Source organism: Pseudomonas sp. S1(2024) (assembly GCF_046557535.1).
Map to the genome: position 1 here is coordinate 18,729 of NZ_JBKGFP010000084.1, position 14,831 is coordinate 33,559.

Annotated in this window: 12 protein-coding genes; 4 read left to right on the plus strand and 8 right to left on the minus strand. The window is 63.7% G+C overall.

Features of this window, described 5'->3' with window-relative positions:
* Positions 1-319: 319 nt before the first annotated feature.
* Complete coding sequence (locus ACLCGK_RS23180) at positions 320-1,051, minus strand: hypothetical protein (protein ID WP_330142969.1); 732 nt, start codon at positions 1,049-1,051, stop codon at positions 320-322.
* Positions 1,052-1,275: 224 nt separating this feature from the next.
* Positions 1,276-2,067: a histidinol-phosphatase gene (gene hisN, locus ACLCGK_RS23185; protein ID WP_410953051.1), complete on the minus strand. Its 792-nt coding sequence runs from the start codon at positions 2,065-2,067 to the stop codon at positions 1,276-1,278.
* A 147-nt stretch (positions 2,068-2,214) separates the two neighbouring features.
* Here hisN and ACLCGK_RS23190 point away from each other — a divergent pair, with 147 nt between their 5' ends.
* On the plus strand, positions 2,215-3,105 hold the full coding sequence (locus ACLCGK_RS23190; RefSeq protein WP_013972683.1) for a universal stress protein: 891 nt from the start codon (positions 2,215-2,217) through the stop codon (positions 3,103-3,105).
* 242 nt (positions 3,106-3,347) lie between these two features.
* Entirely contained in the window at positions 3,348-5,483 is a 2,136-nt protein-coding gene (locus tag ACLCGK_RS23195) for a TonB-dependent siderophore receptor (RefSeq protein ID WP_410953052.1), read from the plus strand.
* Positions 5,484-5,651: 168 nt separating this feature from the next.
* On the opposite strand, the gene ACLCGK_RS23200 is transcribed toward ACLCGK_RS23195, so the two are convergent.
* From ACLCGK_RS23200 to ptrR, 4 genes are all read right to left on the minus strand, one after another.
* The gene (locus tag ACLCGK_RS23200; protein WP_410953053.1) at positions 5,652-6,173 is read right to left on the minus strand and encodes an acyloxyacyl hydrolase; all 522 of its coding nucleotides are present in this window, start codon (positions 6,171-6,173) and stop codon (positions 5,652-5,654) included.
* 197 nt (positions 6,174-6,370) lie between these two features.
* Positions 6,371-7,117: a phytanoyl-CoA dioxygenase family protein gene (locus ACLCGK_RS23205; protein ID WP_015270392.1), complete on the minus strand. Its 747-nt coding sequence runs from the start codon at positions 7,115-7,117 to the stop codon at positions 6,371-6,373.
* A gap of 54 nt (positions 7,118-7,171) precedes the next feature.
* A complete protein-coding gene (locus ACLCGK_RS23210) occupies positions 7,172-7,615 on the minus strand; it encodes a hypothetical protein (protein WP_054573257.1) in 444 nt (147 codons plus the stop codon).
* A gap of 125 nt (positions 7,616-7,740) precedes the next feature.
* On the minus strand, positions 7,741-8,607 hold the full coding sequence (ptrR, locus tag ACLCGK_RS23215) for a putrescine utilization regulator PtrR (RefSeq protein ID WP_013972688.1): 867 nt from the start codon (positions 8,605-8,607) through the stop codon (positions 7,741-7,743).
* A 107-nt stretch (positions 8,608-8,714) separates the two neighbouring features.
* Here ptrR and ACLCGK_RS23220 point away from each other — a divergent pair, with 107 nt between their 5' ends.
* A complete protein-coding gene (locus ACLCGK_RS23220; protein ID WP_015270394.1) occupies positions 8,715-10,100 on the plus strand; it encodes an aldehyde dehydrogenase family protein in 1,386 nt (461 codons plus the stop codon).
* Positions 10,101-10,252: 152 nt separating this feature from the next.
* On the opposite strand, the gene ACLCGK_RS23225 is transcribed toward ACLCGK_RS23220, so the two are convergent.
* Positions 10,253-12,163, minus strand: coding sequence for a hypothetical protein (locus tag ACLCGK_RS23225; RefSeq protein ID WP_410953054.1), 1,911 nt, complete (start codon positions 12,161-12,163; stop codon positions 10,253-10,255).
* Between the two features lie 187 nt (positions 12,164-12,350).
* Entirely contained in the window at positions 12,351-13,250 is a 900-nt protein-coding gene (locus ACLCGK_RS23230; RefSeq protein WP_410953055.1) for a helix-turn-helix domain-containing protein, read from the minus strand.
* A 183-nt stretch (positions 13,251-13,433) separates the two neighbouring features.
* Between ACLCGK_RS23230 and ACLCGK_RS23235 the strand changes: the two genes are divergently transcribed.
* Positions 13,434-14,792 carry a glutamine synthetase family protein gene (locus tag ACLCGK_RS23235; RefSeq protein WP_013972693.1) on the plus strand — a complete coding sequence of 453 codons (1,359 nt, stop codon included), beginning with the start codon at positions 13,434-13,436 and terminating at the stop codon, positions 14,790-14,792.
* Positions 14,793-14,831 lie beyond the last annotated feature (39 nt).

Consider the following 14,831-nt stretch of genomic DNA (forward strand, 5'->3'; position numbering starts at 1 on the left):
GGCGGGCTGTGGTTGCGGTCGTCACGGTCATTCTATCGAGCCGGCTGCGAGTCGCGGGGGCAGGCGACAACCGGTGGATGGGCACACTTAAGCAAAAAGGCGGGGGGTTGGGCAATGCGACCTTTGGAATGGATGGGCGAATGGCGGACAGGACAGCCAGGGTCTGTGTTCGTTTATCGAACGGTATTTTCCTGTGCTGGCCTCTTCGCGGGCACGCCCGCTCCCACAGGGATCACCGCGGCCTCAAGACCTATGCAAAACCTGTGGGAGCGGGCATGCCCGCGAAGATGCCCGTACAGGCAACCCAGAACCGCCCACTTCACTGCACCGGCAGGAAGTTCATCAACAGCAGGCTTTGCGCATAATTCAACCCAATTCGTCGATAACGCTCATCCAGCAACTCCGCCAGCAAGTCCAGCCGTGCCACGATCTTGCCGAACTCCACGGCAAAACTCAGGTTGCTGCCCTCTTCCGAGATCTCGTTGGAGAACAACAGCAGCACGCCATTGGCATCCTGCCGCTGGCTCAACATCCAGGTGGCCTTCTCGATATTGCGCGCCGCGTTGTTGACGAACAGCGGGTCGATGGTATCGGTCATGTAGAACTCGGTACGGCCGCCGTGCGCGGTGATCAGCATGCTGCCGATGGCGTAGATGAAGGCACCGACCCGATCACCGCGAAACTCGGGGCTCAGGGCGTAGCTCAAGGCTGCCAGGTCGCGACGGTTGCCTAGTTGTGGCAAGGGCTGGCGTTGCTCGATGGCGATACGGATCTGCCGCTCGGCAGTTGCAGCATCCACGTAGCCGGACAGCTTCCACTGGTTGGGGTTGCGCAGGTACAGCTTGTTCATCAGCAGGTACAAGCTCTGCAGGTTATCGCGCATGGACAGCGTGGCCAGGCGATCGACGCTGGTCTGGAACAGCTCGCTGGGCTTGCCGTTGCCGAACTGGTCGAGCACGTCGCGGCCCTGCTGCTGGGTGCAGGCGCACAGGCATGTGAGGGCGCCTGCCATTAGCAGGCGGGGGAAGAATTTTGGCTTGCTTGCAACCATCGGCACCGGGTCGATATTCGGCGGCCGCACCGTGGATCAGTGTGGCCTGGCCATGCATAGAGCCCGGAAATTGGAAAAAGTGCGGTGATCGAGGGTTTTGGATACCTGTGCCGGCCTCTCGCGGGCTTGCCCGCTCCCACAGGGACTGCACAGCCCGCAGCACCTGTGGTGAACCTGTGGGAGCGGGCAAGCCCGCGAAGAGGCCGGCGCAGGCAATACATGAATTACATGGCGTGACGCAACATCTCCACCACCTGCGCATGCAGCGCCGGGTCGCCACAAGCCACCACGCACCCACCATTCTGCGCGCTGCTGCCATCCCACGCCGTGATCACCCCGCCCGCCCCTTCGATGATCGGCATCAACGCCTGCACATCATATGGCTGCAGGCTCGCCTCGACGATCACGTCGACAAACCCGGAAGCCAGCATGCAGTAGGCATAGCAATCGCCACCGTAGCGCATCAGGCGCGCCTTGCCGGCAACGGCCTCGAACGCGGCCTTGCGCGCGGCGGTATCGAACATGTCCGGCGTGGTGCACATCAACGTGGCTGAGGCCAGGTCGGCACAGGCGCGGGTCTTCAACGGCGCACCGCTGCGCCAGGCGCCTTCCGGCGTTCCGACAAAGCGTTCGCCGGTGAACGGCTGGTTCATCACCCCAACCACCGGGCGGGTGCCGTCGTTCAGGGCAATCAGCGTGCCCCACAGCGGCAGGCCGGTGATGAAGGCGCGGGTGCCGTCGATCGGGTCGAGCACCCAGGTCAGCGGGCTGCTGCCGACTGCCACGCCGGCTTCTTCACCGAGGATGCCGTGGTCGGGGTAGCGGGCCTGGATCAGCCCGCGCATGGCGTCCTCGGCTGCCTTGTCGGCCACGGTCACCGGGTCGTACAGGCGCCCACCCTTGTCCTCGACGTCCAGGCTGGCGCGAAAGTATGGCTTGATCGCCACGGCAGCGGCATCGGCCAGCTGCTCGGCAAAGGCGCGGAATTCGCCGATCTGTTCAGCACTCAGGGACATGGGGCGGGCCTCGTGAAAATGATGGGGCCCGCATCATACCCGACACGCAGTGCCGCGCCAGCCTCCGCCAGGCTGCTCATGCGCCCTGCGCAGTCTAGACTGAACAAGACCAGATCACCGGGGGGCTGCCACACGTGGAGGTGTGAGATGAGCCAGTTCAAGCGTCTGTTCGTCATGCTCGGCCCGCAGATGCGCCACACGCCGGCGCTGCAACGCGCTGCGGCGCTGGCGGAATCCAGCGGTGCGTTGCTGGATATCAACGTGTTCGTCGACGATGTCGACACCTTCGGTTTGATGAGCGATAGCCGCGAGCGGGAACGGCTGCTCAGTGACAACCGCCAATGGCTGGCGGACGAAGCCGAGCAACTGGCCAACGCCGGCCTGGATGTATCTACCGAACTGCTGCTGACCCGCGACCCGCTGAGCAGTGTGCTGGAACGGGTCGAGCGCCTGGGCTGCGACCTGCTGATCAAGGATGTGCAGCACGAACCGGTGCTCAAGCGCCTGCTGGTAACGCCACTGGACTGGCAGTTGCTGAAGGACAGCCCGGTCGCCGTGCACCTGGTCAGCGATATCCGCCTGCCCCTGCCCCGGCAGATTGCCGCCGCGGTGGACCTGAACAGCCATGGCGCAGGCGAGCATCTGGATGAGCAGGTGATCCGCTGCGCCCATGCCCTGGCCCTGCAGTGCAATGCCGAGTTGCACCTGCTGCATGTGTGCGACGCGGCCAAGACACACATTGCCGACTTCGGCGCTGGCACGGTGACCATGCCCGGCTTCGATGTCAGCGTGCGCACCGCGCAGCGGGCGGCGTTCAACCGGCTGGGCGACCACCACCAGATCCCGCTGGAGCGCAGGCACTTCCTGGAAGGGGCCGCGATCAAGGCAATTGCTCAGTTCGTCGGGCACAGCCGGGCGGATGTGATCGTGATGGGCAGCCACCGGCATGATGCCATGCAGACGTTCCTGGGCGGGACCACGGCGCATGTGCTGGAGCATCCACTGTGCAATGTGTTGGCGATCAAGGCGGTTCGCTGAGAGCTGCTGCGCCTGAACTGGCCCCTTCGCGGGCACGCCCGCTCCCACAGTTCATGCACAAACCCGGAACCTGTGACGAACCTGTGGGAGCGGCCGTGCCCGCGAAGAATCCAGCACAAATTCCACTTGATATCTGGTACACCAGTGCCACACAAAAAGAATGCATTTGATAATGATTCGTAGTAGTTTCTCGGCGCTTGCCCACCCTACCCTCAGCGCCCTACTCCAGGATCGTACCGTCGATGCGTCGCACGTTCGTTTCGCTTTGTGTGCTTCATGCTGTCTCTCCGCTGGCCTTTGCCGAGCCTGAACCGCTCAGCGAACCCACCCAGATCGAACTCCAGGCCCTGAACATCACCAGCAGCGCCGACAGCGAACGTGCCGATGGCCCGGTCGAGGGTTACAAGGCTACCCGCTCGGCCAGCGCCACCCGCACCGACACTGCCCTGCACGAAACCCCGCAATCGGTCAGCGTGGTGCCCAAGGATGTACTGGAAGACACCGGCGCCACGCGTCTGCAGGACGGCCTGGACTACGCCGGCGGCGTCGGCCGCGCCAACAACTTCGGCGGCCAGGGCCTGACCACTTTCACCGTGCGTGGCTTCACCACCGGTGAGTTCTACCGCAACGGTTTCCCGATCAACCGCGGCTACCCCAACGCCCCCGACGCCAACACCGTCGAACGCCTGGAAGTGATCCGTGGCCCGGCCAGCAGCCTGTACGGCCGTGGCGACCCAGGCGGCACCTTCAACGTGGTCAGCAAGCAGCCGCTGCCAGAGTCGAAAGTCACCCTGGGCAGCCAGTTCGATGACCAGGGCATGCACCGCGCTACCCTGGACGCTACCGGGCCGCTGAATCAGGACGGCTCGCTGGCCTACCGCCTGAACCTGCTGGGTGAAGGCGGCGAAAGCTTCCGTGACGATGTGGAAAGCGAGCGCTATGACGTGGCGCCGGTGCTCAGCTGGCAGGTCAACGACAGCACGAAGATCGTCTTCGAGGGCGACTTCATGCGCAACAACCACCCGCTGGACCGTGGCCTGACCCGCCTGCCCGGCCAGCTCGGCACAGCTTCGCGCGACACCAACATCTGGGAAAAGGGCAGCGACAACCTGCTGCACAACGACAACAACATGGCCCAGTTGCGTTTCGAGCACCTGCTCAACGACAACTGGACGCTGGGCGGTGGCATGCAGTGGCTCGACGGCTCGCTCAAGGGCAACGCCGTGGAGGCCAACGCATTGCAGGCTGACGGTCGCACGCTGGGGCGCAACTTCAACTACCGCAAACTGGAGTGGACCGACCGCGACTACCAGCTCAACCTCACCGGCCACTTCGACACCGGCGGCTACGCTCATACACTGCTGACGGGCATCGAGTACGAAGACTACGACTACAACTCGATCATCCAGCGCTCGGCCAGCGGTGCCGATAAGTACCCGATTGACATCTTCGACCCGGTACTGGGCCAGCCACGCCCTGCCCTGACCCGCACCACCACCCATGACAAGGAAAACCTGAAGACCTGGGCGGCATTCATCCAGGACCAAGTGGCCCTGACCGAGCGACTGAAGGCGCTGGCGGGTGTGCGCTTCGAGCGCTTCGAGCACGATTACGACGACAAGCTGCCGACCAACCGCGACTTCAGCAAGGGCGAAAACGGCGTCACCCCACGCTTCGGCCTGATCTACGACCTGACCGATACGGTTGCGGTCTATGCCAACACCGCGCGCTCGTTCAAGCCCAACACCGGCACGCCAAGCGGAGGCGGAGGCTTCGACCCGGAGAAAGGCAAGTCCTACGAACTGGGTGTGAAATGGGAGGCACTCGACCGCCAGCTGAGCATCGACGCGGCGATCTATCACATCGTCAAGGAGAACGTCCTGGCGCGCGACCCGAACGACTCAACCGGTACCTACAGTATTGCGGCCGGCGAAGTGCGCAGCCGTGGCCTGGACATCAACATCGCCGGCAACCTGACGCCAGAGTGGCGCGTGATCGGTGGCTATGCCTACGTGGACGCCGAAGTCACCCAGGATACGACCCTGCCCAAGGGCACACGCCTGGCCAACATCCCGCGCAACAGCTTCAGCCTGCTGAACACCTACGAGTTCCAGGATGGCCTGGCCAAGGGGCTGGGGCTGGGGGTCGGGGTGAAGTACGTGGATGATCGCGCCGGTCAGACGGCAGCCACGACCTACACCATGGAGCGCTACAGCGTGGTGGACCTGCTGAGCTTCTACAAGGTCAACGAACACGTGCGGCTGAACCTGGATGTGAAGAACGTGTTCAACAAGGGCTATGACGAGGGCGCGTTCAACAACTACGTCTACCCGGGTGCGCCAAGGACAGTGCAAGCTGGGGTTTCGTATACCTTCTGACAGTTAATGGGGCTGCTTTGCAGCCCATCGCCGGCAAGCCAGCTCCCACCTCGACCGCATCGTCCCAGCCATACGCAGTCCCTTTAGGGGCCAGCGCAGATCCAAAGAACTGCGCGGTCCCTGTGGGAGCTGGCTTGCCGGCGATGGGCCGCAAAGCGGCCCCCGGTCTCAGAACCCTTTGCTGTAGAACAGCGAGTACGACTCGATGCCGTCGTTAGGCTGCTTGAGCCCCGCGTTGGAGTAATGCATAGCGCGGATCCCCACCTTCTGCTGCCCCGGCAGTTTCAGACCAAAGCCGATGCGGTCTTCGAAGTTGACCGACGAGCCCAGGCGCTGGTCGCCCACGTCGGTCTTGGAAAACGCCGCCAAACCAATGCCGGCCTCGATGTACGGGGTGTAGGTAAAACCGCTGAACTCGTAGGTGAACACCGGGCTGAACGACAGTGAATGTGCACCACTGGCCTCACCGCCTTCCCAATAGGTGTAGGCCGCATCCCAGTATCCAGTCAGATGACCGGTGCTGCTTTCCAGCCATTTCTTGTCCCAGTCGAACGACAGGCCGATACGGTAGGTCATGTCACCTTGGCCAGTAGCGCCAACGGCACCGCTCACCTGCGCTGCCTGGGCCAGATTCGCCCCGGCAAAGGCCAGCACTGCAGCAGCCAGCGAAGCTGCTAGACGGGTTTTCATCAATGACTTCTCCTGATGGTCTATACGACAAGTGGGGGCTTGGGCCCCTCGATCTTATGTGGTGACCGGATGCATCCCGACCGGTCACACGAAGTAATAGTTTTCTGATTATCGACCAGATAAACAGAAAGTTGAAAGTGAATTGCCACCATTGGCTAATACCCTGCGCCAGCATCTGCCATGCCGAACAGCAGCAGTCAGTCGTATTCCGCCTCTTCGTGTTCGCCCAGCAGGCGCCTTTGCCTGGGTGTGGCTTCCTCCAGCACCTGCGGGTTGAAACGCCAGTTCAGGTATGGCGAAAACTTCTGCGCGACCATGCGCCGTCCATAGTGCACTTGCAGCATGTCGCGCTGGCTTGATTGGGTGCAGTTGGCCCCGCCGCTATGCCAGACATCGCTGCGAAACACCAGCGCGTCCCCGGCATTGCACAGCACCGGCTGGGCCTCACGGCCCTGCCAGTGTTGCTCGCCAGCCTGCGGTGGCCGTGCAGCGCGGTGGCTGCCGGGCACAATCCAGGTTGGCCCGATGTGATGGTCGATATCGCTGAGGTACAGCTGCGCAGTCAGGATTTGCGGGGGCTGGGTGAAGTCGCCGCGCTCGCTGAGCCAGTCGGGCAACTGCATGGGCAGATGGTCCAGGTGCAGGGCCATGCCGGGGTAGCCCGGGTGGCTGCGCCAGGCGGTCTGGCCGATCACATGGCAGTCGGCGCCCAGTGCCGCTTCGGCCAGGGCAATCAGCGGCGGCAGGTCGAGAAAGGGTAACCACAACGGGTTGCGGTTGAATACGCACTTGTAGTGTTCCAGCAGCCCCTGGTAATCCCAGTGGATGGGCTGCAGGTCATCGATGGCGCAGCGCAGCAAGGCGATACGCAAGGGCTCGAGCACACCGGGGAGCAACACATAGCCCCGCTCGTCCAACATCTCCAGCTGAAGATCCAGGCTCATGGCGATGTGCTCCTTTCAGGCAGGAGCACATCCGTACTCCTGCCCGTTTTTCCATCACCGCCAGTTCAGGTTCACGGTGGTGGGGGTCTTGCCATTCACGGTCACCAATTGCTGCACCGTCTCACCCTGGGCGTTGCCAGTCACTTTGTATTTGCCGGGAGGCAACTGCACATACAGCAGCGGCCCGGCATCCGTAAGACTGAGCACGGGCTGGCCCTGTGCATTCTGGATGTCGACGGTAGCACCGCTCTGGAACTTGCCTTCCGGGCCGGTGGAGAGTTCTACGTGCAGGTCATAGCCCGGGGTCTTGCGCAGGGCGTTGGCTTCATCCTGGCCGATGCCGCCTTGCAGGTAGCGGACGCCGTTCTGCTCCTGCTGTTGCAGTTGCACGGCCTGCATGTCGATAGGGGCATTGAGGTCGGCGGCAGCCGCCAGGGTCCATGGCAGCGCCAGGGCGATCAGCAGCGCCGCGCCGAGGGCATAGTGATGGTTACGCATGGTACGACCCTCCTTTCGAGGATGGCTTACCTATTATCTGATCCTTCAGGCGTAACGGCGTTCGTGCTGATGCATGGTCGTCTTGATGAAATTCGCATCAATGGGGTGGATATTGCGCTGGAACATCAGGTTGCGCGCCCTTCCTCGAGCAGTTTCACGAACATGCTCAAACTGCGCGATACCGTGCCCCGGCGCCACACCAGCCAGGTCTTCAGGTAACGGAAATCCTCCGACATCGGCCAGGCACTGACGGTGCTGCAACCGGGCATGTTGTCGAGCATGCTGCGCGGCATCATGGCCAGGCCGGCGCCGGCGCTGACGCAGGCCAGCATGCCGTGGTACGACTCCATTTCGTGGATCTTGCCCGGTACCGCCTGGTCCTGCACGAACCAGTTCTCGAAGTGATGCCGGTATGAGCAGTTGGCGCGGAAGGCGTAGATGCTTTCGCCGTTGACGTCCTGGGCGCGGGTTACCGGGGCGTGGTTGAGCGGCGCGATGACCATCATTTCTTCCTCGAACACCGGCATGCCCTCCAGCGTCGGGTGCAGCACCGGGCCGTCTACGAACGCCGCTACCAGGCGCCCCGACAGCACGCCTTCGAGCATGGTCCCGGAAGGCCCGGTGGACAGGTCCAGGTCGACCTTGGGGTAACGCTGGTTATAGGCCGCCAGCAAGGCCGGGATGCGCACCGCGGCCGTGCTTTCCAGCGACCCCAGGGCGAAAGTGCCCTGCGGGTCTTCACCGGCCACTGTCAGCCGCGCCTCGTGCACCAGGTCAAGGATGCGCCGGGTGTACTCGAGGAAGTTCCAGCCTGCGGGGGAAAGGCGCAGGCGGCTCTTTTCACGTATGAAAAGCTCCACGCCCAGGTCCTCCTCCAGTTGCTTGATACGCGTGGTCAGGTTCGACGGCACCCGGTGGATATGCTGAGCAGCGGCACTGATGCTGCCCTGCTCTGCCACGGCCTTGAAGATCTCGAGTTGCACCAGGTCCACAGCCATTCTCCAAACGTGAATGTTTCGCTCATTATTATTCAGTTTTCATTAAAGCCATAGCCCACTAGTCTGGCGTCACGGATCAATTACAACGAGAGTGTCCCGCCATGAGTGCGATCAGCAGCCTGACCCACGCCATCTCCCTCGACCCGTACAGCGGCGAGCAGATCGGCGCCTACCCGTTCGACACCGACGCCGCATTGGAAGCGGCGCTGCAACGCGCCAAGGTTGGCTACCGCCAGTGGCGCCAGGTGTCGCTGGGTCAGCGCAGCGAGTACCTGCTCGCCTTGGCCAGTACCCTCGAAACCAAGGCCGAAGCCTTCGCGCAAATGATCAGCCGCGAAATCGGCAAGCCTGTCGCCCAGGCCCGTGGTGAGGTCAGCAAGTGCGTCGGCCTGTGCCGCTGGTACGCCGAACACGGCCCGGCCATGCTCGCCCCCGAGCCGACCCAGGTCGAGAAAGCCCGCATCGAATACCGCCCGCTGGGCCCGATCCTGGCCGTGATGCCATGGAACTTCCCGGTCTGGCAGGTACTGCGCGGCGCCGTGCCGGCGATCCTGGCCGGCAACACCTACGTACTCAAGCACGCGCCGAACGTGATGGGCAGCGCCTACCTGCTGGGCGAGCTGTTCAAGGATGCCGGCCTGCCGGAAGGCGTGTTCGAAGTGCTGAACGTGACCCCGGACGGCGTCACCCGCGCCATCAACGACCCGCGCATCGCCGCCGTGACCCTGACCGGCAGCGTGCGTGCCGGCATGGCGATTGGTGCGCAAGCCGGCGCTGCGCTGAAGAAGTGCGTGCTGGAGCTGGGCGGTTCCGACCCGTTCATCGTGCTGGCCGACGCCGACCTGGATGCCGCCGTGAAAGCTGCCGTGATCGGCCGTTATCAGAACACCGGCCAGGTCTGCGCTGCGGCCAAGCGCCTGATCGTCGAGGAAAGCATCGTTGACGAATTCACCCGCAAGTTCGTCGAGGCTACTCGCGAGCTGAAGGTCGGCAACCCGCTGGAAGAAAGTACCTACATCGGCCCGATGGCCCGTTACGACCTGCGCGACGAGCTGGATGGCCAGGTCCAGGCGACCATCGCCGAAGGCGCCACCCTGCTGCTGGGCGGCCACAAGGTCGATGGCGTGGCCAACTTCTACGCGCCGACCGTGTTCGCCAACGTCACCCCGCAGATGACTGCGTTCAAGCAGGAACTGTTCGGGCCGGTGGCTGCGATCATCAGCGCACGTGATGCGGAGCATGCGGTGGAGCTGGCCAACGACAGCGAATTCGGCCTGGCCTCGACCATCTACACCGCCGACTACGCGCTGGCCGAACGCATGACCGCGGCGCTGGATACCGGCGGCGTGTTCATCAACGGCTATTGCGCTTCCGACCCCCGCGTGGCGTTTGGCGGGGTGAAGAAGAGCGGCTTCGGGCGTGAACTGTCGCACTTTGGTGTGCGTGAGTTCACCAATGCCCAGACTGTGTGGCTGGACCGTAACTGATCCAGCGTAACAGGGGCCGCTTTGCGGCCCATCGCGACACAAGGCCGCTCCTACAGACGATCACGGTGCGATCCTGTGGGGTCGGCCTGTATCGCGGTCCCTTGTAGGAGCGGCCTTGTGTCGCGATGGGCTGCAAAGCAGCCCCAACAATCTCAATCCCGAACCTGGTCCTTGACCCAATCCAGCATCCCCCCCGGCACGATCAGTTCATGCCGCGCCCGCGAACAGGCGGTATACAACCCCGCCAGCATCCGCGCCCGTTCATTGCGGTTCCCCGCTACCTGCGGCGCTACCATCAGCTCCGGCGACACCATCACCCGGGCGAACTCCATGTTCTTCACATCGCGCACCCGCCCCAGGAACAGCTTGGGCGCCTTGTCCCAACGGTAACGGCTCTTGGCCCTGGCAAAGTGCTCTGGCGTGTAGCCCTTGCGCAGCATGTTGGCCACGGCGACGAATGCCTTGTCGTCACCCTTGTCCTGCTCCAGCGCCTGCCAGCTGGCATAGCGGAACAGCATCGGGTGACGCGGCCGGGTGCCATGGCGGTACAACTCGATGCAGTCTTCGACGAACAGCTCGAAGTCCTTGCGCGCGCTTTTCAGCAGCACGAACGGCACGCCTTGGTGGGTCAGGCGCTGGAACCAGCCAAACAGGCCCCATTCATCGTCGACGATCAGCGCCGTAGGCTGTTCCGGCACCGTTACCGCATCGAAAAAGCTGACCCGGGTGTAGTGCTCGGCGCTGCCACTGAAGGCCGCCTGGATCGCCGCCGGGTGGGCATTGATCAGCGGGTTCAGCACGTTGTCCATCGCCGGCCCGGCCCGCAGTGAATGGTCGATGTAACGCTGGCGGATAAAGCCGCCATGGTGCGCGCTGAGGCCGTTGAGGTTCTGCAGCTCGTCACCCAGGGCAATGATCGACTGCGGGCTGCGGTCGAGCACGGCAAGCATCGGTGCCGACAGCTCGTGGGCCTCGTCGACGATGACATGGGTGTAGCGGCTGTCGATCACATGACCGGTCAGCGACAGCAGTTTGACCCGATGGTAATCGCGCACCGGCAACTGGATTTCCCGTGCCGACGGGCGAATCAGCTCCTGCCAGTACAGGCGTGCCTTTTCCAGCAACACTTCCTGGTCCAGCGGCGTGGTACCCGGCCCGGCCCACGGCAGGTGGTGCAACTGCAGCAGGGTGTCGGCGCTGTGGCAGAACGTGCGTACCGCGCGGATGCACAAGGCAACCACATCGCGCGCGGCGAGCGGGCCGATGTCGGGGATGGCCAGCCAACGTACCACCTGCGCATCCTGCGGGCGCCACGAAAGCTTGGTGCGATACGGGTCGCGCAGGCGCCAGCCATTGCTGGTGAGGTCGCGGTTGAGCAGCTCGTCGGCCAGCTGGCCGAAGGTCAGCGCGGTGTAGGCGGCGGCGTCCTTGACCCGCGCCTGCAGGGCGCGCAGCTGGCCTTCGGTCAAGGCCAGCAACAGCGTGCGCTGGGGCTCGAGCAGGCGGGCGAACTGGTGAATCAGGAAGGTCTTGCCGGTGCCGGCAAAGCCCTGCACCGCCACCGACTCATCGATACCACTGAGGAATTCGCGCAGCAGGCGGTTCTGTTGGTCGCTGAGCATCAGGTCGCTGGCCAGCGAAGGCAGATACACCGGGTGCAGCGGTGTTGCCCGCTGGCGGTAGCTGTCGGCGAACTGGAAATTCCACTGGCCCTCGGCGTCCAGCAACTCCTCGGCCTGGTACTCCACCTCGGTCGACAGCAGTGCGATCCCGTTTTCGCCCAGCATGCCCAGGCCCATGGCGAAGGCTTCGCGATCGAAGTGCTGCGCCACCTGGCCCTGGAAGCGCCCCGGTGCGGCGCTTTCGACCTCGTTGGCAATGCGCACGATTTCGGCAAAGCGGCGTTCCTGCGCATCCGCCGAGGCGGTGGCGGGCTGGCGCGGCAGGTTCTGCACGAACAGCACGGCGGCGGCGTCGAGCACGCTGGCGGTGGTGAAGAAGTCGGTGGTGGGCTCGCTGGCGAGGCTGTCGGCCTGGTCGCTGGGCAAAGGCAGGTAGAACATCGGCACCTCGGGGGGAATCAGGGCGGCACGATAGCAATTTTTGCTGTGGAATGCTGGGTTGTGTATGCCTGGGCCGGCCTCCTCGCGGGCTTGCCCGCTCTCACAGGATCACCTCAGGGCCAGGTATTGTGAGGTCCCTGTGGGAGCGGGCGAGCCCGCGAAGAGGCCAGCAGCTACACCACCAGATTCAGCCCCTGCCCCGCTTCAAAGTCTCGCTGGGAAACTCCTTGAACAACTGCCGGTAACTCTCTGAAAACCTTCCCAAATGCCAGAACGACCAACGCATCGCCACCTCGGCCACGGTCACTTCACCGCCATGCAGCAGATCGCGCCGCGCACCGTTCAGCCGGCGCAGGCGCAACCAGTGCGCCGGCGGCATCCCGGTAAACGCCTTGAAGGCTTGCTGCAACTGACGCAAGGAAACCCCGGCAACACCCGCCAGCTCCACCAGGTTCAGCGTCTCCTCCGGGCAGTCGGCCGCCCACTCGCTCACCCGCCGCATGATCGCCCGTTCCTCGTCACGCCGGCCCAACGCCACGCCCTGCAGGCGTTGGCAGGCGTTGTCGAGGATGAACAGGCAGTCCTCCAGCAATTGCTCCGCCAGGGCCTGCCCCTGCAGAGGGCAATCCGCCTGGCCCAAGCGGGTCAGTGTCGCACTCAGCCAACTGCCGAACAGCGCATTCTGCCCGCTGCCCAGCGGCACCATGAACAACCCTTCCAGGCGCTGCGGGTCAAGCCCATGGCGCGCCAGGAAGGCCTGGTCGAACACGACCGCCACTTCCTGGTAGTTCTCTGGCGTGATCCAGATGTTCCGGCTCTGCTCGTTCAGCAGGTACAGGCTGTTCTCGCTGCGGTCGAAGCAGAACGCCAGCGAACCGCTCGGCGCGCGGAAAAACTGCTCCACCCGGGTGTTCAGCCGCTCCTCGTACACCTCCACCCCGTCCAGCCCCAGGCAACGCAGCTCACCGCTGAAATGCCCGGGCGACATCTGCCGGTACTGCTGCTGCCAGCCAGGGGTGGCACGTACTTGTTCGGTTACGTCGGTGGTGTGGTAAGCCTGGACTTGCAGGGCATTGGCGGTTGTCACGCTCGGTCCTAGTTGCACTCTTTTGGTGCATTCATTGCCGGAGAAAGTGGATAGATCAGCCTTGCGGGCTGCGACCAAGATAGTCTCCAGCGCGTCACCTGGGAAGCGGGACGCCTTCGAAACCCTGGAACGGTTTACGCTGGCACGCTTGCTCCCACACCAAAACCCAACCAAGAGGTCTGTATGAACGCCCCCTTCGATCAGCTGTCCGCCTGGCTGAAAGAACACCGTATCACCGAAGTCGAATGCGTGATCAGCGACCTGACCGGCATCGCCCGCGGCAAGATCGCACCCACCGCCAAGTTTCTCCACGAGCGTGGCATGCGCCTGCCCGAGAGCGTGCTGCTGCAGACGGTCACCGGCGACTATGTCGACGATGACATCTACTACAACCTGCTCGATGCCGCCGACATCGACATGGTTTGCCGCCCAGACCCGAGCGCCGTGTACCAGATCCCGTGGGCGATCGAGCCGACCGCGATCGTTATCCACGACACCTTCGACAAGCAAGGCAACCCCATCGAACTGTCGCCGCGCAACGTGCTGAAGAAAGTGCTCAAGCTTTATGCCGACAAAGGCTGGCAGCCGATCGTGGCACCGGAGATGGAGTTCTACCTGACCCAGCGCTGCGAAGACCCGGACTTGCCGCTGCAAGTGCCGCTGGGGCGTTCCGGCCGTGCCGAAAGCGGCCGCCAGTCGTTCTCGATCGATGCCGCCAACGAGTTCGATCCGCTGTTCGAAGACGTCTACGACTGGTGCGAGATCCAGGGCCTGGACCTGGACACGCTGATCCATGAAGACGGCCCGGCGCAGATGGAGATCAACTTCCGCCACGGCGACGCCCTGGACCTGGCCGACCAGATCACCGTGTTCAAGCGCACCATGCGTGAAGCCGCGCTCAAGCACAACGTGGCCGCCACCTTCATGGCCAAGCCGATCACCGACGAGCCCGGCAGTGCCATGCACCTGCACCAGAGCGTGGTCGACATCGCCACCGGCAAGCCGATCTTCGCCAATGAAGACGGCAGCATGAGCCAGCTGTTCCTGTACCACATCGGCGGTTTGCAGAAGTACATCCCCAAGCTGCTGCCGATGTTCGCGCCCAACGTCAACTCGTTCCGCCGCTTCCTGCCGGACACCTCGGCACCAGTGAACGTCGAGTGGGGTGAGGAAAACCGTACCGCCGGGCTGCGCGTACCCACCTCAAGCCCCGAGGCAATGCGCGTGGAAAACCGCCTGCCGGGCGCCGACGCCAACCCGTACCTGGCCATCGCCGCCAGCCTTCTGTGCGGCTACCTGGGCATGGTCGAGCGCATCGAGCCCAGCGCACCTGTGCAGGGCCGTGCCTACGAGCGGCGCAACCTGCGCCTGCCGATCACCATCGAGGACGCGCTGCAGCACATGGAAGACTGCGAGACCGTGCAGCAGTACCTGGGCAAGCAATTCGTCCAGGGTTATGTGGCGGTCAAGCGTGCCGAGCACGAGAACTACAAGCGGGTGATCAGCTCGTGGGAGCGTGAGTTCCTGATGCTGAGTGTCTGATCCACCCAGGGGTGCTTTGCACCCCATCGCCGGCAAGCC

Coding starts and splice junctions, on each gene's coding strand:
- ACLCGK_RS23180 (WP_330142969.1), bottom strand. CDS start 1,051: ATGGTTGCAAGCAAGCCAAAATTCTTCCCCCGCCTGCTAATGGCAGGC.
- hisN (WP_410953051.1), bottom strand. CDS start 2,067: ATGTCCCTGAGTGCTGAACAGATCGGCGAATTCCGCGCCTTTGCCGAG.
- ACLCGK_RS23190 (WP_013972683.1), top strand. CDS start 2,215: ATGAGCCAGTTCAAGCGTCTGTTCGTCATGCTCGGCCCGCAGATGCGC.
- ACLCGK_RS23195 (WP_410953052.1), top strand. CDS start 3,348: ATGCGTCGCACGTTCGTTTCGCTTTGTGTGCTTCATGCTGTCTCTCCG.
- ACLCGK_RS23200 (WP_410953053.1), bottom strand. CDS start 6,173: ATGAAAACCCGTCTAGCAGCTTCGCTGGCTGCTGCAGTGCTGGCCTTT.
- ACLCGK_RS23205 (WP_015270392.1), bottom strand. CDS start 7,117: ATGAGCCTGGATCTTCAGCTGGAGATGTTGGACGAGCGGGGCTATGTG.
- ACLCGK_RS23210 (WP_054573257.1), bottom strand. CDS start 7,615: ATGCGTAACCATCACTATGCCCTCGGCGCGGCGCTGCTGATCGCCCTG.
- ACLCGK_RS23220 (WP_015270394.1), top strand. CDS start 8,715: ATGAGTGCGATCAGCAGCCTGACCCACGCCATCTCCCTCGACCCGTAC.
- ACLCGK_RS23225 (WP_410953054.1), bottom strand. CDS start 12,163: ATGTTCTACCTGCCTTTGCCCAGCGACCAGGCCGACAGCCTCGCCAGC.
- ACLCGK_RS23235 (WP_013972693.1), top strand. CDS start 13,434: ATGAACGCCCCCTTCGATCAGCTGTCCGCCTGGCTGAAAGAACACCGT.